We start from the raw sequence: 25,896 nt of genomic DNA, 5'->3' as shown, positions 1-25,896 counted from the left end.
TACCGCACGATCGTTAAGACGCGCTGAAGGCCGCCCGCGAAAAGCGCTCGCCATACGGGCGCGATCAGCCCCAGAAGCGATTGTCGCGCGGGAAGCCCGTCGGCGGCGTACGCCCGGCCGCACCACGCGCGGTGCGCCACAGCGACAAATCTGCTTCCGTACGGATACGGCCCGTCTCGCCCCCCATCGGCCAGCTCAGTCCCTGCGCGAACACGAAGGTCGTGGCATCCGACAGGCTTCCCTCGCGGAACCGCTGGATCTGGACCCCCTGCCCGCGGCTCATCACCGGCAGCTCCTTGATCGGGAAGACCAGGAACTTGCGGTTGTCACCCACGGCGGCGACATAATCCGCGTCCGCGGCGACCGGGCGCACCACGATCAGCTTGGCGCCGGCGCGCGGGGTCATCACCGTCTTGCCCTTGCGTGTCTCCGCGATCGTGTCCGCCACCGGAACGATGAAACCGCGTCCGTCGCTGGCCGCGATCAACAACCGCTCCTGCGCGCGGGCATTGAGGAAGGCGGCGACGCCGACCGATCCATCGAGGTCGATCATCGCGCGAACCGGTTCGCCGAACCCGCGTCCGCCCGGCAGCTTGTCGGCGGCAAGCGTGTAGAAACGCCCGTTCTCCGCCGCGAGCAGCAACTTGTCGGTGGTCTGCGCATGAAAGGCGAAGGCGGGGCCATCGCCCTCCTTGAACTTGAGCGTCTCCGCCGAGGCGAGATCGCCATGGCCCTTCATCGCGCGGATCCAGCCGCGCTGCGACAGGATGACGGTGATCGGCTCGCGCTCGATCATCGCCTCCAGCGGGATGTCGCGCGTCGGCCCTGCCTCCTCGATCGCGGTACGCCGCTTGCCGAGCGCGGTTTCGGGACCGTAGCGCTCGCGGATCCGGCCGAGGTCGCGCTTCAGACGCGTGCGCTGCCGCGCTTCCGAGCCGAGCAGCGTCGTCAGCTCGGCCTGTTCCTTGTCGAGCTTGCCGCGTTCGCCCCGGATCTCGAATTCCTCCAGCCGGCGCAGCGAGCGCAGCCGCATGTTCAGGATCGCTTCCGCCTGCCGGTCGGTCAGCCCGAACTCGGCCATCATCACCTGCTTGGGCTCATCCTCCGTCCGGATGATCTCGATCACGCGGTCGAGATTGAGATAGGCGACGAGATAGCCGTCCAGCAGTTCGATCCGGTCCGCGATCTTGGCGAGGCGATGCTCGGTACGGCGCCGAAGGACGACGAACTGATGGTCGACCCAGGCCTTCAGCGCCTCGCGCAGCGACATGACGCGCGGCGTCCGATCGTGATCGAGGACGTTGAGGTTGAGGCCGAAACGCGTCTCCAGATCCGAGAAGCGGAACAGGCCGTCCATCAGGACCTGCGGATCGACGGTGCGGCTGCGCGGCTCCAGCACGATGCGGACGACCGCGTCCGATTCGTCGCGAACGTCCGCGAGGATCGGCAGCTTGCGTTCGTTGATGAGGGCGGCGATCTGCTCGATCAGCTTCCCCTTCTGGACGCCGTAGGGAATCTCTGTGACGACCGCCTGCCAACCGCCGCCCTTCTCGCGCTCGATCTCCCACCGCGCGCGGATGCGGAACGAGCCGCGCCCCGTGGCGTAGCTTTCGGCGATCACCGCCTGCGGATCGACGACTAGGCCGCCGGTCGGGAAATCGGGTCCCTTCACATGCTCCAGCACCATCGCGTCCGTGGCATCCGGACGGTCGACGAGCATGATCGCTGCATCCAGCAATTCGGCGGCATTGTGCGGGGGGATGTTGGTTGCCATGCCGACCGCGATGCCGGCGGCGCCGTTGGCGAGGAGGTTTGGAAACAGGCCGGGGAACAGCTCTGGCTCCTGCTCCTCCCCATTGTAGGTCGGACGGTAGGCGACGGCGTCTTCGTCCAGCCCCTCCATCAGGTCGATCGCGACCTGCGTCAGCCGCGCCTCGGTGTAGCGATAGGCGGCGGCGTTATCGCCGTCGATGTTGCCGAAATTGCCCTGCCCGTCGACGAGCGGGTAGCGCAAAGCGAAATCCTGCGCGAGGCGGACCATGGCGTCGTAGACCGACTGGTCGCCGTGGGGATGATATTTGCCGATCACGTCGCCGACGACACGCGCGCATTTCTTGTAACCCGCCGCGGGATCGAGACGGAGCAGACGCATTGCCCAAAGCAGGCGACGGTGCACGGGCTTCAGGCCGTCGCGCACGTCGGGCAGCGAACGCGCGGTGATCGTCGACAATGCGTAGACGAGGTAGCGTTCGGACAAGGCACTGTCGAAGGGCGCGTCGAGCACGCCTATCGGCGGCTCCTGGAAATCGGTGGCCATAACGGGAACGATTAGCAGGTGCGGAGCGGGCGTCAAAGCGTCGTGCGTCACCGCTCTGAGACGCCGCTTTGCGTGACGGCGCCGGCTATCCTAGAGCTGGCGGATGCTCACCTGGGATGACCTGACCAGCCGCCCCCGCCCCGCCTGCGACGCGACGATCGTTTATGGCGAGGACGCGATGCATCGCATCGACCTGTGGCGGCCGGCGGGGGACGGACCGCATCCGGTCGTGCTGATGGTGCACGGCGGCTGCTGGCAGACGGCGATCGCCGATCGGCGGCTGATGGACTGGGCGGCGGACGACCTGCGCGCGGCGGGCTTTGCCGTGTGGAATATCGACTATCGCGGCGTCGACCGGCCGGGCGGCGGTTATCCGGGCACGTTCCGCGACGTCGCGGCCGCGACGGACCATCTTCGCGCGTCGGCGGCCGAGTGGCGACTGGACACGTCGCGCCTTGTCGCGGTGGGACATTCTGCGGGCGGGCACCTGGCGCTATGGCTCGCCGCACGCGGGCGCATTCCCGCAGCAAGCGCATTGTTCACGGCGGACGCGCTCGGCGTACCGGAGGTGATCGCGCTCGGCGCCCTGCCCGATCTGGAAGCCGTGGCGGCCAGCCCCGACAATGGCTGCGGCACGGCGGTCATCGACCGTCTGATCGGGACGGATCGTGCCAATCGTTTCACCGACACGTCGATCCCGCCGCTCCTGCCGCTCGGCGTCCGGCAACAGCTGGTCAATGGACGCGAAGATCGGATCATCCCCTACCGCTTCGCGACGGACTATAGCGCCGCGGCCGAAGCGGCGGGCGACGCCGTTGCATTGCACACGGTTCCCGCGACGGGGCATGTCGAACTCATCACCCCCGGCACCGCCGCCTGGACGATGGCCCGGCGGCTGGTCGCCGCCGCGCTGTCGCGCGATTCCTCCGGCGGATGAGACTGGCCGCCGCGCAACCTTTGTCGCCCCCGCGCGATTGATCCGCTTCACAACCAAGGGAGGTCGGGATGCGTGCAATCACCCTCGCACTGATCGGTGCCGCGACGCTTGCGTCGGGCTGCTCCACCTATGACAGCGGTTACGGTGGCCCCCGCTACGCCTATGACTGGAACAGACCGGATCCGTCCTATGGCGGCTATTATGCGGACCGCTATTACGTCGACAATCAACGATATCGCGAACGGCGCCTGCGCGCCAGCGACCGCGTCTACGCCGGCCAGGACGGGCGTTACTATTGCCGCCGCAGCGACGGCACGACTGGACTGATCGTGGGTGGCGTGGCCGGCGGCGCCTTGGGCGCGGCGCTTACCGCGGGGGGATCGCAGACGTTGGGCACGTTGCTCGGCGCGGCAGGCGGCGCGATTGCCGGCCAGGCGATCGATCGCAACAACGTGCGCTGCCGCTGACTCTGCCAGATCGGTCGGCGCTACCGAGCGCCGGCCGAAGCCGTCGCGTGGCTGAGCCAGGCCGGGTATGGAGCGGGTGAAGGGAATCGAACCCTCGTCGTAAGCTTGGGAAGCTTCTGCTCTACCATTGAGCTACACCCGCAAATCGACGACTGGCGTCGATATGGTCGCCCGCGAGCTTCCGGCGTACACGCCCGCGTTCGATGGGACGGGCAAGTGCCACACTCCCCGCGTGGTCGTCAACGTCGATCATTGGGTCCGGCGAACCGCGCCTCACCACCAACCCGAGATGCCGGCGACCTCTCCGTCGATCAGGCCGCTCGCGCTTTAACAGCCTGGTCGCGAAGGTGCCGCGCGTGCCGCGCAGAAGCGTGGGAGCCGCGTTCAGGCGGCGCGCCGCCGTTCCTCGGCGAGCAGCGCGAGCAGGTCCGTCAGCGGCACCGGCCGGCTGATCAGATAGCCCTGGACCAGGTCGCAGCCCGCCTCGCGCAAGAATGCGAGGCAGGCCTCGTCCTCGACGCCCTCGGCCACGACCTTGAGGCCGAGTTGGTGGCCAAGTTCGATCGTCGAGCGCACGAGGACGGCGTCGTCATGGTCGCGATGCGCATGCTGGACGAAGCTGCGGTCGATCTTGAGCTCGCTCAGCGGCAGCTGGCGCAGATAGGTCAGGGTCGACTGGCCGGTGCCGTAATCGTCCATCGAGATGCCGATCCCGAGCGCCCGATAGCGGTGCAGCGCCGCTATCGACGCGTCCGCATCCGACATGGCGGCCGATTCGGTCACCTCGAACATGATCGAGCCAGCAAGGACGCGCGCCTCCGTCACGAGCCGCTCCGCCATCGCGTTGAATGGCCCGTCGGCGAGCAGTTTGGCCGATATGTTGACCGCGGCGGTGACGCCGGGATGCGCCGCCTGCCAGCCCCCCAGGTCGCTGAGAACCTGCGCAAGTACGTGCAGCGTAAGCGGCGCGATGCGGTTGGCTTTCTCCGCGATCGGGATGAACAGGTCGGGCCGGATGAAGCCACGGACCGGATGACGCCAGCGGACCAGCGCCTCGACGCTGGCGATCCGCTGCGTGCGGCAATGAAATTTCGGCTGGTAGAAGACCTGTATCTGGCCATTGGCGATCGCCTCGTCGAGTTCGCCCATCAGCGAGATCGATCGGTCTAGGTCGGCAAGATCGGCCGCCGCGACTCGCCAGAAACCGTCGCCGGTTCGCGCCTCCTCCGCGGCGAGCGTCGCTTCTGCGACCAGCCGCTCCACGTCCTGCCACGGCCCTGTCGCGAGCCCGATGGTCAATGCCACGTCGACCCGTCGGCCGCCGACTTCAACGGGCTGCAGCAGCAGCGCGCGCAGTGCATACATCGCATCGTCGATCGCCAGGCCATCGCCCGGTACGAAGGCGAGCTGATGCTCGGCGGTGCGAAAGACCGCCTGCCCCGCCGCCGTCAGCGCGATGCGCTCGCCGAGCCGGACGATCGCGTCGGCGCTGCCCCGTACGCCGAGCACGGCGCGCAGCGTGTCGAAATTGCCGATCTGCGCAACCGCGAGCGTAACGGCGCCGTCGCGCGCGTCCTGGCGCAGCAGCGCGCGCGCATTGGGCAACCCTGTCACCTCGTCGACCAAGCGCTGCGCCCGGAAACGGCGCACCACCTCGCGCACGCCGGTGCCGGCGCCGGTCGCCACGATGATCGCGAGCGCCGTCGCCAGCGGCAGCACGAGGAGCGCCTGATATTGCGCAAGGAGCACAGCCGCGACGATCGCCGCCGCCGCCGCCGTGCCGAACGCGACGCTGGCGGCGTAGCTGCGTATGCGCAGCATCACGGCCGTGACCAGAACCGCCAGCACCAGCATTGCCACATGCGATCCATAGACCGGGACGCCGCGCAACAGCGTCTCCGCGGCGAGCGCCTGCACGACGACACCGGGAATGACGCCCCAGCGCGCGGTACCGTAGCGATCGCCCATCTCGATCGCGGTCGCCCCGATCAGTACGTTGCGTCCACGCACGGCGGCAGGGTCGAACCGGCCGTCGCGCACCGCGACGAAGCTCAGCCGCGGGATCGTCGCCGGATCGATCGACATGTCGATCGGGAACTGCTGGTCGACGGTGCCCGAGCGCGCGGCGATGAACGCCGACAGCGACGGTCGCGGCTGACCCGCCGTCACCGTCGCCAGCGGCATCTCGCGCACCTGTCCGTCGCGGCTCGGGCGAATGCTGACGGAGCCGAGCGCGGCATGGCCGCGCAGGATCGGGATCGGCAGGGCATCGATCGTCCGCCGGTCATCGCTCGCCGCGGCCTGGGCGAAGGTCGGCAGTACGACCAGTCCCGGCGCACGCGCGATCGAGGCGGCGAAAGCCTTGTCGCCCTCCGCGTCGGAGGGAGAGGATACGTCGACGTCGAATACGATGGACGCCGCGCCCGCCCGCCGCAGCCGGTCGACGACGGCGGCATAATGGGTTCGCGACCAGGGCCAGCGCTGGATCGCCGCGGCGCTTTCCGCGTCCATCTCGACCACCACGATGCGCCCGCTCGCCACCCGGTCGATGACGGCGAAGCGCCATGGCATCAGCGCCCGGTCGAGCGCGTCGCCGGTGGCGCTGGCCATCATCGCCACGCCAAGCGCGAGGACCAGCGCCGCGATGATCCAGGTCGAGGCGCGGACGGAGCGCTGCATGGTTCAGAAGCTCCGCGCCAGCCGGAACGACAGTCGCGGGGCACGCGATCCCGTGTCATACCGATCGGCGTTCAGCGGAAAGGCGATCTCGACCATGCCGTCCAGCGCACCGCGGCCGAGCCGCGCGCCCGCACCGCTCGACGCCAGCGCGCCGCCGCCCCCGCCGCCGTGCAGCATGTCGACATACCCGCCATCGACGAACCCGTAGAGCGACGTGCGGTCGACAAGGCTGGCGATCCGGCCGAGGCTGGCGCGCAGTTCCGCCGAACCCACGACACCGCGGTCCCCGGTCCGCTCAGCATAATCATAGGCGCGACCGAAGGCCGGGCCGCCGATCCCCAGCTGTGCCGTGGCCAGCAGCGGCCGCGACGCCAGTTGTCCGGCGGAGGCGAGCGCGAGCGAGAGCGGGCCGGCGAGCGGCGCGGTCCATCCCACCGTATAGCCCCAGCTGACGAAGCGAGCATCCCCGTCGGGCCGCGATGCATAGGGATCGCCCTGATGCGTGACCCCGGCCAGCGGCAGGCCGACCACCATCGCCGCCTCGCCGCTCAGCGTCCCCGGCCCGAGCCGCGACGTGCCGTTCAACGACGCCGTCGCGGTGGCGATGCGGTCATCCCGAAGGCGGCCACCAAGCAGCGTCTGGTCGGTGCGCAAAGCGCGCAATTCGACGCTGGCCCATATGCTGCGCGCCCGGCTGCGGACCAGCGGCGTCGCATAGGCGACGGCGGCGTCGACGCTGTTGCCGACAATGTCGAGCGGCTTCAACCAGCCGCCGGGATTGGCGCGCCCGACCGACGCGGACACCGTGACCAGGCCACCGTCGAGGTCGACGGGCGCAGCATAAGCGGCGCGGAGAAAAGCGAATTCATGGGGCGCGAGCGGCGTGGTGGCGGCGACCAGGCGCAGGTCGTCGCCCGATTGCGCGACCCCGCGCAGGCTCGCCAGCATCGTCGCCCGCAGCGGGCCGATCTCTCGCGAGCCGCGATTGTCGATCTGCGCATAGGCGGTTGCCCGGTCCTGCGCGATCGTGACGAGCAGGATGCCGAAACCGTTCTCGCGCACGTAGCGGCTGTCGGTGACGGTGACCCCGGCGATGTCGCCGACCTCCAGGATCGCCCGCTCCAGCGTCGCCTGGCGGACGGGCCCGTCGGTCACCAGCGCGCGGCTCAAAAGCCGGTCGGCAAGCGGGTTGCTCGCGCCGATGACGCGGACCGCGGAAATCCGTCCCTCGTCCAGCGTCACGCGCAGCACGCCGTCCGCGGTCGACTGGGGCTCGACCGTGGCGCTGGCGAAGGGATAGCCGCGCTGTCGGGCGATTGCGGCAATGGCGCCGGCGAGCCGCGACAGGTCTGCGCCGTCCAATGTCCGGCCGAGGAAGGGTGCCAGCGCCGGGGCGAAGGCTTCGGTCGGCACCTTCGCGTTGCCGACGACGATGATCGCGCGCGGGGTCGGCAGGACCACCTTCGTCTCGCGCGCGAGAGTCGCCGGCGCGGCGACGACGGTCGCCGGCTGCCCTTCGGCGGCGACCGTCGGCCTGGGCAGCGTCTGTTCGGCGATCGTCGGGTCGGCCCGGTCGAGCCGTACCTGCGCGATGGCGGGGGTTGCTAGGGGCAAGGCGCCGGCGGCAATTATCGCCAGGACATGGTTTCGGCGCATCGACTTCCTCTTTGGTGAACGAAGGAGCGCCTAAAGGCCAAGCGTTTGCAAAAGGTTATGCCAGGCTTGAGACGGCATTAACCCGATTGCTGAACCCGAAAATAAGCCATCGGCCTCAAATCGGTTCGAATTGCGGTCGTTTTCCGCGGCGAAAGGGGTTTTTGATGGTGAAGCGCGCGCTGGCGATACTGGCCACCGGCTGTTCGACCATGGCCATGGCGCAAGAGCGCGGCTGGACGATCAGCGAGGCGAGCGGCCCGGTCCAAATCGCCCATGCCGGGCTGACCAAGGTCGCTACCCGCGGCAATGCCGTCGTCGCCGGCGACACGGTCACCACCGGATCGGGCGCGCGGGCCGTGCTCGTCCGGGGCAGCGAGTTCATGATGGTCGCGCCCGCCTCGCAGCTGCGGCTGCCTGCCGAGGCGCAGCCGACCGGCTTCACCCGGATCGTGCAGGATTTCGGCAACGTCGTCTTCATGATCAAGAAGAAGCTGACGCCGCATTTCGAGGTTAAGACCCCCTATCTCGCCGCCGTGGTGAAGGGCACGACGTTCAGCATCGGCGTCACCCCGCAGGGCTCCTCGGTCCAGGTGCTCGAAGGCGCGGTGGACGTCGCCACCGGAGACGGAGGCGCCCATGACATGCTGCGGCCAGGCGCCGTGGCCGTCGTCGGCGCGAGCAACATCTATCGGCTGCAGATCGAGGCCGGAGGCGTGCGCCGGACGATCGAATCGCCGTCGCGTCCGGCAACGGGCAGCACCGCGGGGCCAACGCTCGTCGCGCCGGCCGCGACGAATGCCGCCGCCCCCGAGGCCGGCGGCGCCCAGCCTGCCGGCGCTGCTCCCGCTGCCACCGCCACCCCCGCTATCGCCACGACGCCGGCGGTGCTGCCGCCGACTTCCCCGGTATCGGCGGGGGTGATCAAGGCCGCCATCTACGAAGCGCCGGTATCGCTCGCGTCGACGACCGGCGGGCTGGTTTCGGGTAGTATCGGTGGTGGAGCGGAGATAGCGGCGGTCGCCTCCGCAACGAAGATCGCTTCGGAAGGGACGATCAGCGCCGCGAAGGCCGTCCATGTGCTGCAGACAACGGCGGTCGCCGCGGCCGAAGAGCAGAAGGCGAGCGCCGCCGCCGCCAAGCAGGCCGAGACCGCCGCCGCCGCGACCGACGCGCAAGCCGCGGCGGAGCGGGCACGCCAGGATGCCGCCGACGCCGCGCAGCGGGCGAACGACGCCGCTGCCCAGGCCGCGGCCGATCAGGCGAAGAGCGACGCGGCCAAGGCCGCCGCCGCGGCGCAGGCCGACGCTGCCGCCAGGAAAGCGGCAACCGACGCGGCCGCCGCCGCCAGTGCGCAGGCCGACGCCGCCGCCAAGGCGGCCGCTCAGGCACAGGCCGACGCCGATGCGGCGCGCGCGGCCAAGGCGGCGCAGGACGCAGCCGCTGCGGCGGCACAGTCGAACGCGGACGACGCCGCGCGCGCGGCCGCCGCTGCGGCCGCACAGGCGGCGGCGGATGCGGCGGCTGCCGCCAATCGCAAGGCCGCCGACGCCGCGCAGGCAGCGGCCGACAAGCAGGCGAAGGACGCGGCCAAGGCGGCGTCGGATCAGGCGGCGGCAAAGGCGGCGCAGGATGCCGCGCAGGCCGCCGCTGCTGCCGACAAGGCCGCGCAGGACAAGGCATCGAAGGAGGCGGAAAAGGCCGCCAAGGATGCCGCCAAGCAGGCGGCGGAGGCCGCGGACAAGCTCGCCAAGCAGCAGGCGGATGCCGCCCAGGCCGCCCAGAAAGCGGCCGACGACGCGGCCAAGGCGGCCGCCAAGGCGGCGAAGGATGCGGCGAAGCAGGCCGACGATGCGGCCAAGGCCGCCGCCAAGGCCGTGCAGGATGCCGCCAAGAAAGCGGACGACGCTGCGAAGGCCGCTCTGGATGCCCTCACGAAGGGAAAGGGGTGAAGCGAAGATGGACGATCGTGAGACCACCGTCGGCACCGCGGGCGACAAGCGCAGGACCCGCCGCGCCAAGGTCTTCATCCCGACCGAACTGGTCGTCGCCGATGTACCGGTGCGGGCGCATCTGCTCGACCTTTCGGCGGCGGGTTCGCGGGTCCACACCGGCGCCGCCCAGCCGCTCGGCACCGATGCCTATGTCAATCTGAACGGCGAGGCGCATGAAGCAACGGTCAGATGGACGGACGCTGGCTGCTCGGGCCTGGAGTTCAAGGCGGCGCTGTCGCCCGAACAGGTCGCGGCGGCGATCAAGTCCTGAACCTCGCCCGCGCGGCTTGACGCCGTGCGGGCGGGCGCCGGCCATGACGGTGGCGTTTCGGTGATCCTGTCGGGTCGTCGGGAGCCGCGCCCAGCAAGGACGGCATGATCGATCGCCTGGCTGGACGCTTCGGACCGATGGAAGACATCGGCATCCGGCAACCAGGCACAGGCCGTGGAAGCAGTTCCCCCCCCAGCCCGCAGTCCGCTCCGGTACACCGGAAGACTGATTTTGCTGCTGCAATCGCTGGACACGAACCAGCCTTCCAGAATTGTGGAGACCGGGCGCTCGCCATCCGCGCTGGAATGCGGCGAAGTTGCGACTAGCATGGCGCATGGATGTTTCGGGCCTGTTGCTGATACCAATGACGGCGCTGATCACTGCGCTGTGGATCGGCGTTGCAGGCTTGTCGTCAAAGGCGCCGACTCTGCGCCTTCCGTTCCTGCTATCGTACGGCCTGCAAGTCCTGTCCATGCAGCCTTGGCTCATCGCTTCGTGGCGGCAAGCGGGCATGTTCGCCGTCATGGCGGCGATGCTACCCATCCCGATCGCGGTCGGATGCCTCATCGGAACCATGGCCGCAATGGTGGCGATCGCCGTGAAGCGTTGGCTCGCCCGACCCGAACGATAGCCGTCTGACGGGCGCGGCGGACCGGCGGTGCGACTGACGGATGGGCAGGGCGCGTGATTGACGATCGCCTGGGAGACGAACCGCCCCTGATCCCGCCCTGCCTGCGGGCGGTTTCGGCCTGAGCCGCCCCTGCAATTCGTGTCGGAAGCGGCTATTGGCCTAGCCTATGCTCAACGGAAAGACAGCGCTCGTTACGGGAGCCGGCGGCGGGCTGGGACGTGAAATCGCGAAGGGAATCGCGGCGGCCGGCGCCACCGTGCTCTTGCTTGGCCGGGACATCGGCCGGATCGCCGCGACCAGGGCCGACATCGACAGGGCCGGCGGCGCGTCCCAGACCGTGATCGCCGACCTGCGTGATTCCCAGGCGGTCGCAGAGGCCTTGGCCGGCCGCGTCCCCGACATCATCGTCAACGCCGCCGGCGACAGGGATCGGCGCCCCTTGATCGAGCTGGATCGCGAAGCCGTCCTGCGACTGCTCGAGGTGAACCTGATGGCGCCCTTCGAGCTCGCCCGCCTGCTTGCCGCCCGCATGCCGGCAGGCGGGCGCATCATCAACGTGACGTCGATAGCGGGCCAGGTCGCCCGATCGGGCGACGCCGGCTATACGATGAGCAAGGGTGGTCTCGACGCGCTGACCCGCGCGCTCGCCGCCGAACTCGGCCCCCGCGGAATCACCGTCAATGCGATCGCGCCCGGCTTCTTCGCGACCGAGGCCAATGCGGCGATGGTCGGGGATCCGGCCGTCGCGGAGCATCTTGCGCGGCGCACGTCGCTTGGTCGCTGGGGCCGGCCGGAGGAGATCGTCGGAGCCGCGCTCTTCTTCGCCTCGCCCGCGTCCTCCTATGTCACCGGCCAGGTCCTTGCCGTCGATGGCGGTTATCTGGCGCATTTCTGATGCGCCGACAGACGGCCGCGCCGGGACGGCGGCGACCGTCGCCCACGGCCTTTCGCGTCAGATGCCGCCCGCGACGACGACGCGTCCGTCCGCCTCCAGATCCCGCGTAAGGTCGGCGAGGCAGCGGTCGACCAGCGCCTGATCGGGGCTGCGCACGACGAAATTGGCGCCGGTGCGGCCGTCGCGGAAGAAGGGATAGCTGCCGATCGCGACGCCCGCATGCGTTCTCTCGGCGTCACGCAGAAGGTCGGCGACTTCGCTTTCGGCGACCCAGCACCCGATCGTGCCCGACACGACAGGGCGCCCGCCCTCCAGCGTGCCGGTCAGCGCATCGAGCATGCCCGCGGTGATGTGCGGCACGCCCGCCATGACGAAGATATTGCCGATGCGGATACCCGGCGCGCCGGACACGCGGTTCGGGATCAGGCTCGCGCCGTCCGGCACCCGCGCCATCCGCGCCCTCGCCTCGGTCAGGCCACCACGGCTGGCGTAATAGGCTTCCAGCGTCGCCATCGCGTCCGGATGGTGAACCACCGGGAGGCCAAGCGCCGCGGCGATCGCATCGACGGTGATATCGTCGTGCGTCGGCCCGATGCCGCCGGTGGTGAACAGGTAATCGTTGCGGGCGCGCAGGACGTTCACCGCCTCGACGATCGCGTCCTGGCGATCCGGGACGACGCGCACCTCCGCCAGCCTGATGCCCTGTACGTTGAGCCAGGCGGCGAGTTGCGCGATATTCTTGTCCTGCGTCCGGCCGGAGAGGATTTCGTCGCCGATCACCACCAGCGCGGCGGTCCAGATGCGCTCGTCTGCCATGCGCTTGCCATAGCCTCGTAATGCCGCGCCCGCTACGCTATATGGCCTTGATGACCGAATATGTGACTGTGACCTCCGACGCGCCGGAGGGGCGCACCGGCGCCATCAAGCTGCATGGCCCCGCCGCCTTCGCCGGCATGCACAAGGCGGGACGCCTCGCCGCAGAGACGCTCGACATGCTCGTGCCGCACATGGTGCCGGGCGTGTCGACCGCGGAGCTCGACCGGCTGATCTACGACTTCATCACGGCGAACGGCGGCGTGCCCGCGACGCTCGGCTATCGCGGCTATACCCATTCGACGTGCATCTCGATCAACCATGTCGTCTGCCATGGCATTCCTTCCGAAAAGACGCTGAAGGCGGGCGACATCGTCAACGTCGACGTCACGCCGATCGTCGACGGCTGGCACGGCGACACCAGCCGCATGTTCCTCATCGGCGACGTGCCGCTGAAGGCCAAGCGACTGGTCGAGGTGACCTACGAATGCCTGATGCTCGGCATCGAACAGGCACGGCCCGGCAACCACATGGGCGACGTCGCCAACGCGATCCAGCGCCACGCCGAAAAGCATCGCTATGGCGTCGTGCGCGATTTCTGCGGGCATGGTCTCGGCCGCCTGTTTCACGACGCGCCGGAAGTGGTGCATGTCGGCAAGCCGGGCACGGGTCCGGAGCTGAGGCCCGGCATGATCTTCACGATCGAGCCGATGATCAACATCGGCCGGCCCGACGTGAAGCTGCTCGACGACGGCTGGACCGCCGTGACGCGCGACCGTTCGCTCTCGGCGCAATTCGAGCACTCGATCGGCATCACGGAAACCGGCTGCGAGATCTTCACGCTGAGTCCGAAGGGATACACCCAGCCGCCTTACGCGTAACAGGCGGCATGGCCGCCCTGCTTCCGCTGATCGCCGTATTGTTCGCCGGTATCGGCATCGCTGCGCAGGCACCGACCAATGCCGCGCTGGCCAGGACATCGGGGTCGGTCGTCCTCGCCGCGCTCGTCTCCTTCGTCATCGGGTCGGCCGCGCTCGCTGCGGCATGGGCCGCGTTCGACCGCACCGCCCCGACGATGCTGAAGGGCGCGCCGGGCTGGGCGTGGCTCGGCGGATTCTATGGGGCCGGCTTCGTCGCCGCCATGGCGTTCGCGGCGCCACGGCTCGGTCTCGCCACGGCGCTGACGATCGCGATCGCCAGCCAGCTGGCGACCGCGCTGATCCTCGATCATTTCGGCTTGCTGGGCCTGAAGACCGACCCCGTCACCCTGCCCCGCCTCGCCGGAGCCGCGCTCGTCATCGGCGGTGTCGTGCTGATGCGCCACGGCTAGTGACGAAACCGCCGCGCTCGCCTAAAGGGCGCGGCCATGACCGCCATCACGCCCGAGATCGTCGCCGAACACGGCCTGTCCCCCGAGGAATATCAGCGCGTCCTGAACGCGCTCGGCCGTGAGCCCAATCTGGTCGAACTGGGCATCTTCTCGGTGATGTGGTCCGAACATTGTTCGTACAAGTCGTCGCGTATCCATCTGAAGAAGCTGCCGACAACGGGCCCGCAGGTGATCTGCGGCCCCGGCGAGAACGCGGGCGTCATCGACATCGGCGACGGCCAGGCCGCGATCTTCAAGATGGAGAGTCACAACCATCCGTCATATATCGAACCCTATCAAGGAGCGGCGACCGGCGTCGGCGGCATCCTGCGAGACGTGTTCACCATGGGGGCGCGGCCGGTCGCGAACATGAATGCGCTGCGCTTCGGCCGGCCGGACCATCCCCGGATGCGCCACCTGATCGCGGGCGTCGTCCATGGCATCGGCGGCTACGGCAATTGCGTCGGCGTTCCGACCGTCGGCGGCGAGGTGAATTTCCACCCGGCCTATGACGGCAACATCCTGGTCAATGCGATGACGGTCGGCGTCGCCGACACCGACAAGATCTTCTATTCCGCCGCCAGTGGCATCGGCAATCCGATCGTCTATGTCGGATCGAAGACCGGCCGCGACGGCATCCATGGCGCCACCATGGCCTCCGCCGACTTCGGCGAGGACGCGGAGGAGAAGCGCCCTACCGTCCAGGTCGGCGACCCCTTCACCGAGAAGCTGCTGATCGAGGCGTGCCTTGAGCTGATGGCGACGGACGTGATCGTCGCGATCCAGGACATGGGCGCCGCCGGCCTCACCTCGTCCAGCGTAGAGATGGCGTCGAAGGGCGGCGTCGGCATCGAGCTGATCATGGACGATGTGCCGCAGCGCGAAACCGGCATGACGGCGTACGAGATGATGCTGTCGGAAAGCCAGGAGCGGATGCTCATGGTGCTGAAGCCCGGCCGCGAGGTGGAGGCGGAAGCGATCTTCCGCAAGTGGGAACTCGACTTCGCCGTGATCGGCCATGTCACGGACACGGGCCGCATGGTGCTGAAGCATCATGGCGAAGTCGTATGCGACATCCCGCTCGCACCGCTCGCCGACGACGCACCGCTCTACGATCGCCCGCACGTGCCGACCGTGCCGCCCGCGATGCCCGCAGAGCTGCCCGAAAGCCGTGACATCGCCAAGGACCTGCTGACGCTGATCGGCTCGCCCGACGTCGCCAGCCGGCGCTGGATCTGGGAACAATATGACCACATGGTGGGCGCCGACACCGTCCAGCGGCCCGGCGGCGATGCGGCGGTCGTGCGCGTCCACGACACGCAGAAGGCGCTGGCGATCACCACCGATTGCACGCCGCGTTATTGCTTCGCCGACCCGGTTCAGGGTGGCCGCCAGGCGGTTGCGGAAGCGTGGCGTAACCTGACGAGCGTCGGCGCCAAGCCGCTCGCGGTTACCAACTGCCTAAACTTCGCCAATCCCCAGCGACCCGAGATCATGGGCCAGATCGTCGGCTGTCTTCAGGGAATGAGCGACGCGTGCCGCACGCTCGATTTCCCGATCGTGTCGGGCAACGTCAGCCTCTACAACGAATCGAAGGCGACCGGCGGCGGTTCGGCGATCCTGCCGACCCCCGCGATCGGCGGCGTCGGCCTGTTGGCGGACTGGCAGCGCAACATGACGATCGCGTTCAAGGGGACGGGCGACGTCATCCTCGCGGTCGGTACGCGCGGCGGCCATCTCGGTCAGTCGCTTTACCTGCGCGAATGCCACGGCATCGAGGGGAAGGATGCCGGCCCGCCCCCGCCGGTCGATCTCGACGCGGAGCGCCGCACCGGCGACCTGATCCGTCGCGGCATCGAGCAGGGGCATCTGTCGGCCGTCCATGACGTATCCGACGGCGGCATCGCGGTGACGATCGCGGAGATGGCGCTGGCCGGCGACGTCGGCGCGATGATCGATCGCAAGCAGCCGTTCGGCTGCGCCCGTTCCTTCTTTGCGGAGGACCAGGGCGTCTACGTCGTCACCGTGCACGACCATGCGCTCGTCGACTTCCTCAGCGAGGCGCATGCCGCCGGCGTCGAGGCGGAGCCGCTCGGTCGGACCGGCGGCAAGCGGCTTATCTTCGAACGGCCCGATCGCGACGACGTGGTCAGCCTCGCCGACCTGCGCAGCGCGCACGAGGCCTTCTTTCCGGCGCTGATGGGCACCGACGCGGCGCTGGCCTGAGCGGAATAACGCGGCCGCGGATTGGCGCGTTGCATTGTCGGCGACGCGGCCGCTCGATCAGGTCTTGCTATGCGGGGCCGATCGTTTGCGGCCGGCGGGCCCTGTTCGCGCGGCGGGCGCGTTCCCCCGCAGCAGACGTCAGGATAGCTTGCGGCCGAATCCGCCCGCGCCCGCGAGCGGACGACGCGGGACGATCGGGTTCGCCTCGCGCTCGAGAAGCGCCAGCGTCTCGACGAACAGGGGACGCAGCCGCACGACATGCTCCAGCGCCTCGTCGCACGTGTCGTGCTTCTCGACGCAATCGCGCGCGATCTCTTCGATCGTCTCGGCCAGCACCGCGAGCGGCTCAGCCCCGAATTGGCGTGATTCGCCCTTCAGCGTATGGGCGGGAATGACCATCGCGGCGGCCGACTTGGCGCGCATCGCCTGCTCGATCGCCGACACGGATTTGACGCCATCCTCGCGAAAATAGCCGAGAATGCGCACGAAACCGGCACCGAGTTCGCTGCGCGCGCGCGCGAATACGGTCCAATCCACCAACGTGCTGCCTTCGAACGACACCGCGAACCTCCCATGGGCGGCCGCGATGGCCCACCCTCATTTCGGCGGATGTAGCGTAGCGGTAGTAAACATGACGTTTCCGTCGTCGCTCAATCTTTGCGGTCGAACGGGTTCTTCGGCGCGCGCAGCGTCAGCCGGACGGGCACAGCGCCGAAATTGAGCTCCTTGCGCATCGAATTGACCAGATAGCGCTCGTAACTGGCGGGGAGCTGGTCGACGCGGGTGCCGAAGATCACGAAGCTCGGCGGCCGCGTCTTCACCTGCGTCACGTAGCGCATCTTGATCCGCTTGCCGCCGGGCGCGGGCGGCGGATTTGCCTCGATCGCGCGCTCGAACCAGCGGTTCAGCTCGCCGGTGGGCACGCGCTTGGACCATGCCTCGCGGGTCTCGAACGCGGCCTGGATCAGCACGTCCAGCCCCTTGCCGGTCGCGGCGGACACCGTGAGCAGCGTGACGCCCTTCACCTGGCTGAGGCCGTCCTCCAACGCCTTCTTGACGCCGTTGAACAGCGAGGAGGCGTTTTCGGCAACGTCCCATTTGTTGAGCGCGATGATGAGCGCCCGCCCTTCCTCAAGCACCTTGTCCGCGATGCGCAGGTCCTGCGCCTCCAGCCCGAGCGTGGCGTCGAGCAACAGCACCACGACCTCGGCGAAATCGACCGCGCGCAACGCGTCCGCCACCGAAAGCTTCTCGAGCTTGTCCTGCACCTTGGCTCGCTTGCGCATGCCCGCCGTGTCGATCAGCCGTACCTGACGGGGATTGCCGTCGCGGTCGTGCCAGATCCAGTCGATCGCGATCGAATCACGCGTGATGCCAGCCTCCGGCCCCGTGATCAGCCGCTCCTCGCCGAGAATGCGGTTGACCAATGTCGACTTGCCGGCGTTCGGCCGGCCGACGATCGCGAGCTTGAGAGGCGCGGAGGGTGATTCGTCCTCCTCATCCTCGAACGCTTCGTCGTCCTCGCGCTCGACATGCGGCAGGATCGCCTCGAACAGGTCGGCGATGCCCTCGCCATGCTCGGCGGACATCTGCACCGGATCGCCGAAGCCGAGGCTCAGCGCCTCGATGATACCGGCCTCGCCCGCCCGGCCTTCCGCCTTGTTGGCGACGAGGACGATCGGCGTCGTCGATCCGCGCAGCCACCGCGCGATCTCCTCGTCGAGCGGCACGATTCCCGCGCGCGCATCGACGAGGAACAGCGCGACATCCGCATCGGCGACCGCCGCCTCGGTCTGCCGCCGCATGCGGCCGGGCAGCGTCTGCGGATCCTCGTCCTCGTAACCAGCCGTATCGATGACACGGAAGTCGAGGCCGAGCAGATGCGCATCACCCTCGCGCCGGTCACGCGTCACGCCGGGCCGATCGTCGACCAGCGCCAGCTTCTTGCCGACGAGGCGGTTGAACAGCGTCGACTTGCCGACATTGGGTCGGCCGACGATCGCGACGTTGGGAAGACGAGACATGACAGAGTCCTAGGGCAGCCGCCGCCACCCGAAACGGGCCCGCAAGGCGTCGGGGGCGGCATTCAAACCACGCCCCTAGCCGAGCGACGTCCCGTCGTCACCCCTGACGGGCAGCGATCACTTGTAGGCGGTGATCCGGCCCCGCTGGTTGAGCGTGTACAGCGTGCCGTTGACGACGATCGGCGGCAGGGCGTAGCCCTCCTTTTTCTTGCCGTCGATCTGCCCGGTGACGCTGCCGTCGCTCGGATTGGCGAAGACGACATCGCCGAGCGAGTTGGTCAGCACCAGCTTATTGCCTGCGAGCACCGGGCCGAACCAGGTGACCTGCGCGCCCTTGTTCTTCTTGGCGTTGGCGAAGCGCTGCAGCTGCGCGATCCAGCGCGCCTTGCCGTTCGAGCGCGCGAGGCAGATCAGCCGCGCATCGTCGGTGACGACGAACAGCCACTCGCCCGCGATCCATGGCGTGGAGATGCCGGCGAAATTCTGCTCCCAGAGCCGCTGGCCGGTTGCCAGGTCGAGCGCGACCATGCGGCCCCCCTGGCCCACGGCATAGACGCGACCGTTGTCGATGACCGGGCTGGCGTCGACGTCGGACAGGCTGGAGACCGAGGTGGTGATCGACGTGCGCGACAGGGCATCGCCCCAGAGCACGCGACCGTTCTCGTAGCGATAGGCGTTGAGCTCGCCGCTCGAGAAGCCGGCGACGACGGTTCCCTGGCTCGACGCGGGCGCCGCGACGCCAAAGACGCCCTGGCTTTCCAGCGTGCCGGACTGGACCCATTGCACCTTGCCGTCGGCGTCGCTGAGCGCAAAGATCTGGTTGTCCTGGCTGAGCACGTAGACGGATCCGTTGGCGACGGTGGGCGCGCCGCGCAGCGGGCCGCCCGGCTTGCTCCGCCAGACTTCCTTGCCGTCCGCGGCGTTGAGCGCGACGACGTCGCCCAGGCCGTCGGTGGCATAGACCTTGCCCGAATCGTAGCTGACGCCGCCACCGAACCGCGCAGCGCGGTTGACCTTGCCCTCGGTCAGGCTGGTCGACCAAAGCGTCTTGCCCGTGTCGGCGGCCAGGGCGTGGACCGTCGCGGTGACGTCGTCGACGAACAGCTTGCCGTCCGCGACTACCGGCGCCGCGGCGAGCCGCTCGCGATTGGATCCGCCGTTGATCGACGCCTGCCACTGGCGCGTCGGGCTGTCGGCGAGCACCAGCTGGCCCAGCGAGTGGGCGGGATTGCCGCCCGGTTGCGGCCAATCCGCATTGGCGGCCGGCGCCGGTAGCAGCACCTGGATGTCGGCGATCGACCGGTCGGGCTCGATCGCATTTTCCGACGAGAGGATCGGCACGCGTTCGCCGACCGTCGGCGTGCGCTTCGGCCCGCCGCCCTTGAAGACGCCGCAGGCGGACAGCGCCATCAGCGCGGCGAGCGCGACGGACGCCCGATACTTAGGTGTCATTTCGCTTGGGCTTCCTTGCTGGTCGCGGGCTTGACGATGCGGACGTTCGCCGCGGCGGGAACGGCGGATGCATCCGATCCCAATACGCTGGCCATCTGAACCGCGCGTTGACGGAGCGTTTCGGGAACGGTGTCTTCCTTCCCGATCTGGCTGAACAGCGACGCGGCGAGGTCGCGCCGGCCGCTCGAGAGATAAGCCATCGCGACCATTTCGCCCGCGCTGCCGAACCAGGGGTTGCCGGCGACGGCGAGCGGACGCAGCCGCTCGATCACGACCTGCGGCTTCAGCGTGTCGAACTCCGCGCTGGTCTGGCGGACCAGCGCGAGGTCGCGAAACGGCTGCGCGACGCGCGTGTCCGCCGCGATCGCGGCGAACTTGGCGGCGGCGCCCTTCAGGTCGTTCTTCTGAAGCAGGATATCCGCCTCGGTGAAACGGGCCAGCGCGCTGTAACCGGGGCGGTTCGACTTGGCGAGGTCCGCCAGCACGGGCGCTGCCTTCGCAGGCTGCTGTGCGGCAAGCGAATCGTAGGCGATCTGCAATTGCTCGCCGGCGACGCCCGCCGCCACGGTCTTGCGGTGCTGCCAATACAGAAAGCCCGCGAACAGCGCGAGGCCGACGACGACCGCGCCGATGAGCGCGCGACCGTAGCGTTCCCAGAAGGTGAGCAGCTGATCGCGACGCAGTTCGTCGTCGACCTCACGCAGGAACGCTTCGTTGGTATTCGGGGTCAGGGCCAAGACGGGCTCCGGTCAGGCGGGGAATGGGGAGAGCGCGGACTTGTAGCCGCGCCGGCAACGAAACGAAAGACTGGTGGTCGGCATCGCTGCGCGACGCTTACTCCTTTGGCACGTAGACCTGCTCCGCGCCCGGGAAGGTCCGTGCACGCACCTCGCCGGCATAGGCTTCGGCTGCGGCGGAAATGCGGCCGGCGATATCGTCGTAGCGCTTCACGAATTTCGCCGTGCGCTCGAACATGCCGAGCATGTCCTCGGCGACCAGCACCTGTCCGTCGCAGTGCGCCGACGCACCGATGCCGATCGTCGGGCAGGCGACGGCCTGCGTCAGGGCGATCGCGATCGGCTCCATCACACCCTCGATCACCAGCGCGAAGGCGCCAGCGTCGGCGATGGCCTTGCCGTCGGCGACGATCTTCGCCGCCTCCGCCGTGCTGCGCCCGCGCGCGCCATAGCCGCCCAGCGCGTTGACCGCCTGCGGTGTCAGCCCGACATGCCCGCATACGGGGATGCCTCGTTCGGTGAGGAAGCGGACGGTCGGTGCCATCGCCTCGCCGCCCTCCAGCTTGACCGCGGCCGCGCCCGTCTCCTTCATCAGCCGCGCCGCGCTGTCGAAAGCATGCGCCGGCGAAGTCTCGTAGCTGCCGAACGGCATGTCGATGACGACGAGCGCGTGGTAGCTGCCGCGCACCACCGCCGCGCCGTGAGCCGCCATCAACTCGAGCGTCACCGGCACCGTCGAGGGCAGGCCATAGATAACCTGACCCAGGCTGTCGCCGACGAGCAGCATGTCGCAATGGGGATCGAGCAGCTGCGCGGTGCGCGCCGTATAGGCGGTCAGCATGACCAGCGGCTCGCCACCCTTGCGCCGGAGAATGGCCGGCACGGTCAGCCGCTTCAGCGGCACGGGCGTGGGCGTGGCGCGGCTGGTCGCGGTGTCGAGCGTATAGGTCGTGGACATGAGCGAGGCTTCTAGGCGCGCCCGCTCACGCGATCCAGCCCCGGGCGCGGGCATGGCGCGCCAGCCACAGACTCGCCGCGGCGACCCCGGCGATGAACGCCGGGAATGGCATCACCTGCCCCGCCCCGCGGACGGCGACGATGTCGGTGGCGAGGAACAGCCATCCGAACTGGATAAGCACCGCGACCAGCGAGATCGCGAAAAGCGGGATCGAGAGAACCGATCGCAGCAGCAGTGCGAACGCCCCCAGCAGGGCGGTCCCGGTGGCGACGGCGTAGACCGCATTGTACCAAATCGGAAGCGACGCATAGAGCGCGCGCTGATACTCCGTCGCTGGCCCCATCGCCTCGGCGCCCAACCGGAATTGCTGTATGCAGGCAAAGCAGCCGACGAGCCCCCAGGCGATGAGCAGCAGCGTGACGATCCGAAACCACAACGGCACCCGCGGCGTGTTCGTCATCATTTCCCCCTCCCCTTTGCCGTCGAACGTGCGCAATCGGCGGCCTCGACGCAAGTGGAAGGCGATAAGCCCTCGCCGCAAAGGGGGGCGCTTCGATGCCCAGCCCGGCGTCGGGGCCTATCCCAAGATCCCGCTGTATCGCTCCGGCGTGAATCCGGCGGCGAGCGTATCGCCATGCTCGAGAATGGGGCGCTTGATCATCGAAGGCTGGGCGACCATCAACGCGACCGCCTTTTCCGCATCGATCGCGGCCTTTTCAGCGTCGGGCAGCTTGCGGAAGGTCGTGCCCGCGCGGTTCAGCACCGTCTCCCAGCCGAGCCGATCGACCCAGCCGCGGACGCGCGCCTCCGCAACGCCCTTCGCCTTATAATCGTGGAAAGTGTAGGCTACCCCATGCGCGTCCAGCCAGGCGCGCGCCTTCTTCATCGTATCGCAGTTCTTGATGCCGTAGAGCGTGACCGTCATCGTACTTCCCCAAGGTCGTGTTGGCGCCGCCCCTATCGCAGCGTAAGCGGCGCGTCAGCCGATCGTCTCCCCCGATAAAGCGGAACGCGGCAGGTCGCAGACGCTGCACGGGCGGCCTCTTGCCGCACGCCCGCGCCGCCGGGGCAAGGCAGGAGTGTAGCGGAGCATCTCTGCTTTAGGCGTCGCAGGCGGTTCGATCGATTGTCCTGAACGACAGTCCGTGGCCGACCGATAATTGGTGAGGTCGTTATGGATGAACATGACAAGAGGGGCGGCGTCGCCGTCCCCGCCCGACGGATCCCCATTCCCGCGTCGATCAGTCAGCAGGCGCGTGCCGCATTGGCGCGCCAGATCGGCGAGGATGGTGTGCCTCATAACGCCCGCCATATGATGCCGCTCCCAAACGATCACGACGGATGGATGGCGCTCAAGACGATCGCGGAACAGCATTATGCCGCCGCGACCGATGCGCTGACGGCTACGCTGCGCGCCCGCGTCGAGACGATCCGGGCGGACGGCGCGACGATCCATGTCGCCACTCCCGACGAGGCCCTCTACCCCAAGCGGGTATTGCTGGATTTCCACGGCGGCGCCTTTGTGTTCGGTGGCGGTGAAGCCTGCCGTATCCAGACGCGCGGCATGGCGCATCGCCATGGCATGGTCTGCCATGGCGTCGATTACCGGATGCCGCCCGAATACCCCTTTCCGGCCGCGCTGGACGATGCCGTTTCCGCCTATCGCGATCTGCTCGCCCGCTACGATCCGGCGCGTATCGTCGTTTCCGGACGATCCGCGGGCGGCAACCTCGCCGCAGCCCTCATGCTGCGCGCGAAGGTTGAGAGGCTTGCGATGCCCGCCGGGTTGATCCTGCTTTCGCCGGAGGTCGACCTCACCGAATCAGGCGACAGTTTCCAGACCAACCGCCTGATCGATGTCGTGTTGCCGGGATCTCTGATGGCCAGCAACCGGCTGTATGCCGGCGCCGCCGACCTCTCCGACCCCTTATTGTCGCCGTTGTTCGGCGATCTTATGGGGTTTCCGCCGACGCTGCTCCAAGCCGGCACCCGCGACCTGTTCCTGTCCAATACGGTGCGCCTGCATCGCCGCCTGCGCGATGCGGGCGTGGCGGCCGATCTACACGTTTTCGAGGCGATGCCGCACGGCGGTTTCACCGGAAGCACGCCGGAGGACGAGGACCTTGACCGGGAGATATCCCGGTTCCTTGCAAAGTGCTGGGGATGACCATCAGGTCCGCGCGGCGGGCGGCATGTGGCGGCAGAGTGGCCGTTGGGCGATTGATCGCCGAGAATCCGGCGCCCATGGCGCGAGTTGATCCCCTCGCCCCCTACCCCTACGCTTTCCCCGCCCCTAGCATCGGAACGCCATGACCGCCGACCCTGCCGCCTTCGCCTCGATCCACCGCCACGGCATCGCGCGGGTCGCCGCCGCCACGCCGCGCGCCAGCGTCGGCGATGTGGAGGCCAATCTGGCGGCGGCGGTCGCTTTGGCGAGGGATGCGGACGCGCGCGGTGTCGATCTCGTCGTCTTTCCCGAGCTCAATCTCACATCCTACGCCCTGGACGATCTGCATCTCCAGACCGCGCAGCAGCAAGCCAGTGCCGCCGCGGTCGTCGCCTTCGCCGAGGCGACACGCGATCTTGCGCCCCTGATGCTGGTCGGCGCCGCGCTGGTGCGCGAGGGACGGCTCTACAATTGCGCCGTCGCCGTCGCGCGCGGCGCAATCCTGGGCGTGGTGCCGAAGACGTTTTTGCCGAACTATCGGGAATATTACGAGAAGCGCTGGTTCGCGAGCGGCATGGGCCTGGCGGGCCTTTCGATCCGGCTCGGCGGCGCCGACGTGCCCTTCGGCACCGACCTGCTCTTCGCCGCCGATGACCTGCCCGGTTTCGTCGTCCATGCGGAGATCTGCGAGGACTATTGGGCACCCACGCCGCCCTCCACGGTCGGCGCGCTCGCCGGTGCCCTGGTCTGCTGCAACCTTTCGGCCTCCAATATCGTCATCGGAAAGGCGCGCGAGCGCGACCTTCTGGCGGCGGCTCAGTCCGCGCGCCTGTCGTGCGCTTATGTCTACAGCGCCGCCGGGCCAGGGGAGAGCACCACCGATGTCGCCTGGGACGGTCAGGGCCTGATCCACGAACTCGGCGAGCGCATCGCGCAATCCGACCGCTTCGCGCGGGACGGCGGCATCACGGTCGCGGACGTCGATCTGGAACGGCTCGCGCAGGAGCGGCTTCGCAACGGCACGTTCAACGATGCGGCGATCCTCGCGGGGCATCCGGAGACGCGGTTCCGCCGCATCGTCTTCGCCCTTCGTCCCGTGCCCGGCGACATCGGGCTCGAGCGGCGCATCCGCCGCTTCCCCTTCGTCCCCAACGACCCCGCCCGCCGCGACGAGGATTGCTACGAGGCGTTCAACATCCAGGTGGAGGCGCTCGCCAAGCGGCTCGATGCGGCACGCGCGAAAACGCTGGTGGTCGGGGTTTCCGGCGGACTCGATTCGACGCATGCGCTGATCGTCGCGGCCAAGGCGATGGACCGGCTGGGACGGCCGCGAACCGACATTCTCGGCTTCACCCTGCCCGGCTTCGCGACCGGCGACACGACGAAAGGCAACGCCTGGGCGCTGATGCGCGCGCTCGGAACGGGCGCGGAGGAGATCGACATCCGTCCCGCCGCGCAGCGGATGCTGGAGGACATGGGTCATCCCTTCGGTCGCGGCGAGCCGGTCTATGACGTGACGTTCGAGAACGTGCAGGCAGGCCTGCGCACAGACTATCTCTTCCGCCTCGCCAATCAGCGCGGCGGGCTGGTGCTTGGTACGGGCGACCTCAGCGAGCTCGCGCTCGGCTGGTGCACCTATGGCGTCGGCGACCAGATGAGCCATTATGCCGTCAATGCCGGCGTGCCCAAGACGCTGATCCAGTTCCTGATCCGCTGGTGCATTCGCACCGGCCAGTATGACGACGCCACCAATCGTGTCCTCGCCGACATCCTGGCGCAGGAGATTTCGCCGGAACTGGTCCCCGCCGACGCCGACACGGGCGCGATGCAGTCGACCGAACAGCTGATCGGTCCCTACGCCCTCAACGACTTCTTCGCGCATTATGTGATCCGCCACGGTCTCGCCCCGTCGAAGATCGCGTTCCTCGCCTGGCACGCCTGGCGCGACGCCTCGGCGGGTGCTTGGCCGGCCGATTATCCTACCGACGCGCGGACGGCCTATGATCTGCCGACGATCAGGCACTGGCTGGAGCGCTTCATCGTCCGGTTCTTCCAGACCAGCCAATTCAAGCGGTCCGCGCTTCCCAACGGGCCCAAGGTATCGGCGGGCGGCGCTCTCAGTCCGCGCGGCGACTGGCGCGCCCCCGCGGACGGCACGGCAGCGGTATGGTTGGCGGAACTCCAAGCCAACGTCCCCTGACCGGCGCGCGATAGCGCGGCGCCACGACGCCGTCCGGAACGATGCGGGCGGCCGGTCGCGACACGATACTCCAGGCGCCGAGGGCGGGCGTGCTATGCGACGGGAT

Annotated in this window: 22 protein-coding genes and 1 tRNA gene; 11 read left to right on the top strand and 12 right to left on the bottom strand. The window is 68.6% G+C overall.

Annotated features, from left to right (window positions below; genetic code table 11):
* Positions 1-64: 64 nt before the first annotated feature.
* Entirely contained in the window at positions 65-2,317 is a 2,253-nt protein-coding gene (gene parC / locus RF701_RS02600) for a DNA topoisomerase IV subunit A (protein ID WP_308813996.1), read from the bottom strand.
* A 103-nt stretch (positions 2,318-2,420) separates the two neighbouring features.
* Between parC and RF701_RS02595 the strand changes: the two genes are divergently transcribed.
* Both RF701_RS02595 and RF701_RS02590 read left to right on the top strand, forming a co-directional pair.
* Complete coding sequence (locus tag RF701_RS02595; protein ID WP_210358808.1) at positions 2,421-3,254, top strand: alpha/beta hydrolase; 834 nt, start codon at positions 2,421-2,423, stop codon at positions 3,252-3,254.
* Between the two features lie 68 nt (positions 3,255-3,322).
* Positions 3,323-3,721, top strand: coding sequence for a glycine zipper 2TM domain-containing protein (locus tag RF701_RS02590; protein ID WP_210358807.1), 399 nt, complete (start codon positions 3,323-3,325; stop codon positions 3,719-3,721).
* A 68-nt stretch (positions 3,722-3,789) separates the two neighbouring features.
* Here RF701_RS02590 and RF701_RS02585 read toward each other — a convergent pair.
* The 3 genes from RF701_RS02585 to RF701_RS02575 all read right to left on the bottom strand — a co-directional run bounded on the left by RF701_RS02585 (position 3,790) and on the right by RF701_RS02575 (position 8,056).
* Positions 3,790-3,863 (bottom strand) — tRNA-Gly (locus RF701_RS02585).
* A 242-nt stretch (positions 3,864-4,105) separates the two neighbouring features.
* Entirely contained in the window at positions 4,106-6,400 is a 2,295-nt protein-coding gene (locus RF701_RS02580; protein ID WP_308813995.1) for an EAL domain-containing protein, read from the bottom strand.
* Between the two features lie 3 nt (positions 6,401-6,403).
* A complete protein-coding gene (locus tag RF701_RS02575; RefSeq protein WP_308813994.1) occupies positions 6,404-8,056 on the bottom strand; it encodes a ShlB/FhaC/HecB family hemolysin secretion/activation protein in 1,653 nt (550 codons plus the stop codon).
* A 164-nt stretch (positions 8,057-8,220) separates the two neighbouring features.
* Here RF701_RS02575 and RF701_RS02570 point away from each other — a divergent pair, with 164 nt between their 5' ends.
* From RF701_RS02570 to RF701_RS02555, 4 genes are all read left to right on the top strand, one after another.
* On the top strand, positions 8,221-10,005 hold the full coding sequence (locus RF701_RS02570; protein WP_308813993.1) for a FecR family protein: 1,785 nt from the start codon (positions 8,221-8,223) through the stop codon (positions 10,003-10,005).
* Between the two features lie 7 nt (positions 10,006-10,012).
* Complete coding sequence (locus RF701_RS02565) at positions 10,013-10,318, top strand: PilZ domain-containing protein (protein ID WP_210358804.1); 306 nt, start codon at positions 10,013-10,015, stop codon at positions 10,316-10,318.
* Between the two features lie 364 nt (positions 10,319-10,682).
* Positions 10,683-10,949, top strand: a complete 267-nt coding sequence (locus tag RF701_RS02560; protein ID WP_308813992.1) for a hypothetical protein — start codon at positions 10,683-10,685, stop codon at positions 10,947-10,949.
* A gap of 166 nt (positions 10,950-11,115) precedes the next feature.
* A complete protein-coding gene (locus RF701_RS02555) occupies positions 11,116-11,844 on the top strand; it encodes an SDR family oxidoreductase (protein ID WP_308813991.1) in 729 nt (242 codons plus the stop codon).
* 57 nt (positions 11,845-11,901) lie between these two features.
* Here the strand turns inward: RF701_RS02555 and RF701_RS02550 are convergent, their stop codons facing one another.
* Positions 11,902-12,660: a molybdopterin-binding protein gene (locus RF701_RS02550; RefSeq protein WP_203311447.1), complete on the bottom strand. Its 759-nt coding sequence runs from the start codon at positions 12,658-12,660 to the stop codon at positions 11,902-11,904.
* Positions 12,661-12,710: 50 nt separating this feature from the next.
* Here RF701_RS02550 and map point away from each other — a divergent pair, with 50 nt between their 5' ends.
* The 3 genes from map to purL are packed head-to-tail and all read left to right on the top strand — an operon-like array spanning position 12,711 to position 16,252.
* Entirely contained in the window at positions 12,711-13,538 is an 828-nt protein-coding gene (map, locus tag RF701_RS02545) for a type I methionyl aminopeptidase (RefSeq protein WP_203311448.1), read from the top strand.
* Between the two features lie 8 nt (positions 13,539-13,546).
* On the top strand, positions 13,547-13,987 hold the full coding sequence (locus RF701_RS02540) for a DMT family transporter (protein ID WP_308813990.1): 441 nt from the start codon (positions 13,547-13,549) through the stop codon (positions 13,985-13,987).
* 36 nt (positions 13,988-14,023) lie between these two features.
* Complete coding sequence (purL, locus tag RF701_RS02535; RefSeq protein ID WP_308813989.1) at positions 14,024-16,252, top strand: phosphoribosylformylglycinamidine synthase subunit PurL; 2,229 nt, start codon at positions 14,024-14,026, stop codon at positions 16,250-16,252.
* A 138-nt stretch (positions 16,253-16,390) separates the two neighbouring features.
* Here purL and RF701_RS02530 read toward each other — a convergent pair whose 3' ends face one another.
* The 7 genes from RF701_RS02530 to RF701_RS02500 form a co-directional block, all read right to left on the bottom strand.
* Positions 16,391-16,792, bottom strand: coding sequence for an Hpt domain-containing protein (locus RF701_RS02530; RefSeq protein ID WP_246848330.1), 402 nt, complete (start codon positions 16,790-16,792; stop codon positions 16,391-16,393).
* A gap of 110 nt (positions 16,793-16,902) precedes the next feature.
* Positions 16,903-18,276 carry a ribosome biogenesis GTPase Der gene (gene der / locus RF701_RS02525; protein WP_308813988.1) on the bottom strand — a complete coding sequence of 458 codons (1,374 nt, stop codon included), beginning with the start codon at positions 18,274-18,276 and terminating at the stop codon, positions 16,903-16,905.
* Positions 18,277-18,393: 117 nt separating this feature from the next.
* A complete protein-coding gene (locus RF701_RS02520; protein ID WP_203311453.1) occupies positions 18,394-19,728 on the bottom strand; it encodes a PQQ-binding-like beta-propeller repeat protein in 1,335 nt (444 codons plus the stop codon).
* Positions 19,725-20,465, bottom strand: a complete 741-nt coding sequence (locus RF701_RS02515) for a tetratricopeptide repeat protein (protein WP_308813987.1) — start codon at positions 20,463-20,465, stop codon at positions 19,725-19,727. Before RF701_RS02515 ends, RF701_RS02520 begins: the two co-directional genes overlap by 4 nt.
* Before the next feature lie 97 nt (positions 20,466-20,562).
* On the bottom strand, positions 20,563-21,423 hold the full coding sequence (gene panB, locus RF701_RS02510; RefSeq protein WP_210358797.1) for a 3-methyl-2-oxobutanoate hydroxymethyltransferase: 861 nt from the start codon (positions 21,421-21,423) through the stop codon (positions 20,563-20,565).
* Positions 21,424-21,448: 25 nt separating this feature from the next.
* Positions 21,449-21,883 carry a hypothetical protein gene (locus RF701_RS02505; protein ID WP_308813986.1) on the bottom strand — a complete coding sequence of 145 codons (435 nt, stop codon included), beginning with the start codon at positions 21,881-21,883 and terminating at the stop codon, positions 21,449-21,451.
* 117 nt (positions 21,884-22,000) lie between these two features.
* Entirely contained in the window at positions 22,001-22,348 is a 348-nt protein-coding gene (locus RF701_RS02500) for an ArsC family reductase (protein WP_210358796.1), read from the bottom strand.
* Between the two features lie 249 nt (positions 22,349-22,597).
* Between RF701_RS02500 and RF701_RS02495 the strand changes: the two genes are divergently transcribed.
* Together RF701_RS02495 and RF701_RS02490 are read left to right on the top strand one after the other, a co-directional pair.
* Positions 22,598-23,590, top strand: coding sequence for an alpha/beta hydrolase (locus RF701_RS02495; RefSeq protein WP_308813985.1), 993 nt, complete (start codon positions 22,598-22,600; stop codon positions 23,588-23,590).
* 142 nt (positions 23,591-23,732) lie between these two features.
* On the top strand, positions 23,733-25,790 hold the full coding sequence (locus RF701_RS02490; RefSeq protein ID WP_308813984.1) for an NAD(+) synthase: 2,058 nt from the start codon (positions 23,733-23,735) through the stop codon (positions 25,788-25,790).
* The last annotated feature ends 106 nt before the right edge of the window (positions 25,791-25,896 follow it).

Source organism: Sphingomonas sp. GV3, assembly GCF_031082075.1.
GTDB classification, from domain to species: Bacteria; Pseudomonadota; Alphaproteobacteria; order Sphingomonadales; family Sphingomonadaceae; genus Sphingomonas; species Sphingomonas beigongshangi.
Note: the sequence above shows the minus strand (reverse complement) of the source record. Positions and strands in the feature narration are given on the sequence as shown.

Coding starts and splice junctions, on each gene's coding strand:
- parC (WP_308813996.1), bottom strand. CDS start 2,317: ATGGCCACCGATTTCCAGGAGCCGCCGATAGGCGTGCTCGACGCGCCC.
- RF701_RS02595 (WP_210358808.1), top strand. CDS start 2,421: ATGCTCACCTGGGATGACCTGACCAGCCGCCCCCGCCCCGCCTGCGAC.
- RF701_RS02590 (WP_210358807.1), top strand. CDS start 3,323: ATGCGTGCAATCACCCTCGCACTGATCGGTGCCGCGACGCTTGCGTCG.
- RF701_RS02580 (WP_308813995.1), bottom strand. CDS start 6,400: ATGCAGCGCTCCGTCCGCGCCTCGACCTGGATCATCGCGGCGCTGGTC.
- RF701_RS02575 (WP_308813994.1), bottom strand. CDS start 8,056: ATGCGCCGAAACCATGTCCTGGCGATAATTGCCGCCGGCGCCTTGCCC.
- RF701_RS02570 (WP_308813993.1), top strand. CDS start 8,221: ATGGTGAAGCGCGCGCTGGCGATACTGGCCACCGGCTGTTCGACCATG.
- RF701_RS02565 (WP_210358804.1), top strand. CDS start 10,013: ATGGACGATCGTGAGACCACCGTCGGCACCGCGGGCGACAAGCGCAGG.
- RF701_RS02560 (WP_308813992.1), top strand. CDS start 10,683: ATGACGGCGCTGATCACTGCGCTGTGGATCGGCGTTGCAGGCTTGTCG.
- RF701_RS02555 (WP_308813991.1), top strand. CDS start 11,116: ATGCTCAACGGAAAGACAGCGCTCGTTACGGGAGCCGGCGGCGGGCTG.
- RF701_RS02550 (WP_203311447.1), bottom strand. CDS start 12,660: ATGGCAGACGAGCGCATCTGGACCGCCGCGCTGGTGGTGATCGGCGAC.
- map (WP_203311448.1), top strand. CDS start 12,711: ATGACCGAATATGTGACTGTGACCTCCGACGCGCCGGAGGGGCGCACC.
- RF701_RS02540 (WP_308813990.1), top strand. CDS start 13,547: ATGGCCGCCCTGCTTCCGCTGATCGCCGTATTGTTCGCCGGTATCGGC.
- purL (WP_308813989.1), top strand. CDS start 14,024: ATGACCGCCATCACGCCCGAGATCGTCGCCGAACACGGCCTGTCCCCC.
- der (WP_308813988.1), bottom strand. CDS start 18,276: ATGTCTCGTCTTCCCAACGTCGCGATCGTCGGCCGACCCAATGTCGGC.
- RF701_RS02520 (WP_203311453.1), bottom strand. CDS start 19,728: ATGACACCTAAGTATCGGGCGTCCGTCGCGCTCGCCGCGCTGATGGCG.
- panB (WP_210358797.1), bottom strand. CDS start 21,423: ATGTCCACGACCTATACGCTCGACACCGCGACCAGCCGCGCCACGCCC.
- RF701_RS02505 (WP_308813986.1), bottom strand. CDS start 21,883: ATGACGAACACGCCGCGGGTGCCGTTGTGGTTTCGGATCGTCACGCTG.
- RF701_RS02500 (WP_210358796.1), bottom strand. CDS start 22,348: ATGACGGTCACGCTCTACGGCATCAAGAACTGCGATACGATGAAGAAG.
- RF701_RS02495 (WP_308813985.1), top strand. CDS start 22,598: ATGGATGAACATGACAAGAGGGGCGGCGTCGCCGTCCCCGCCCGACGG.
- RF701_RS02490 (WP_308813984.1), top strand. CDS start 23,733: ATGACCGCCGACCCTGCCGCCTTCGCCTCGATCCACCGCCACGGCATC.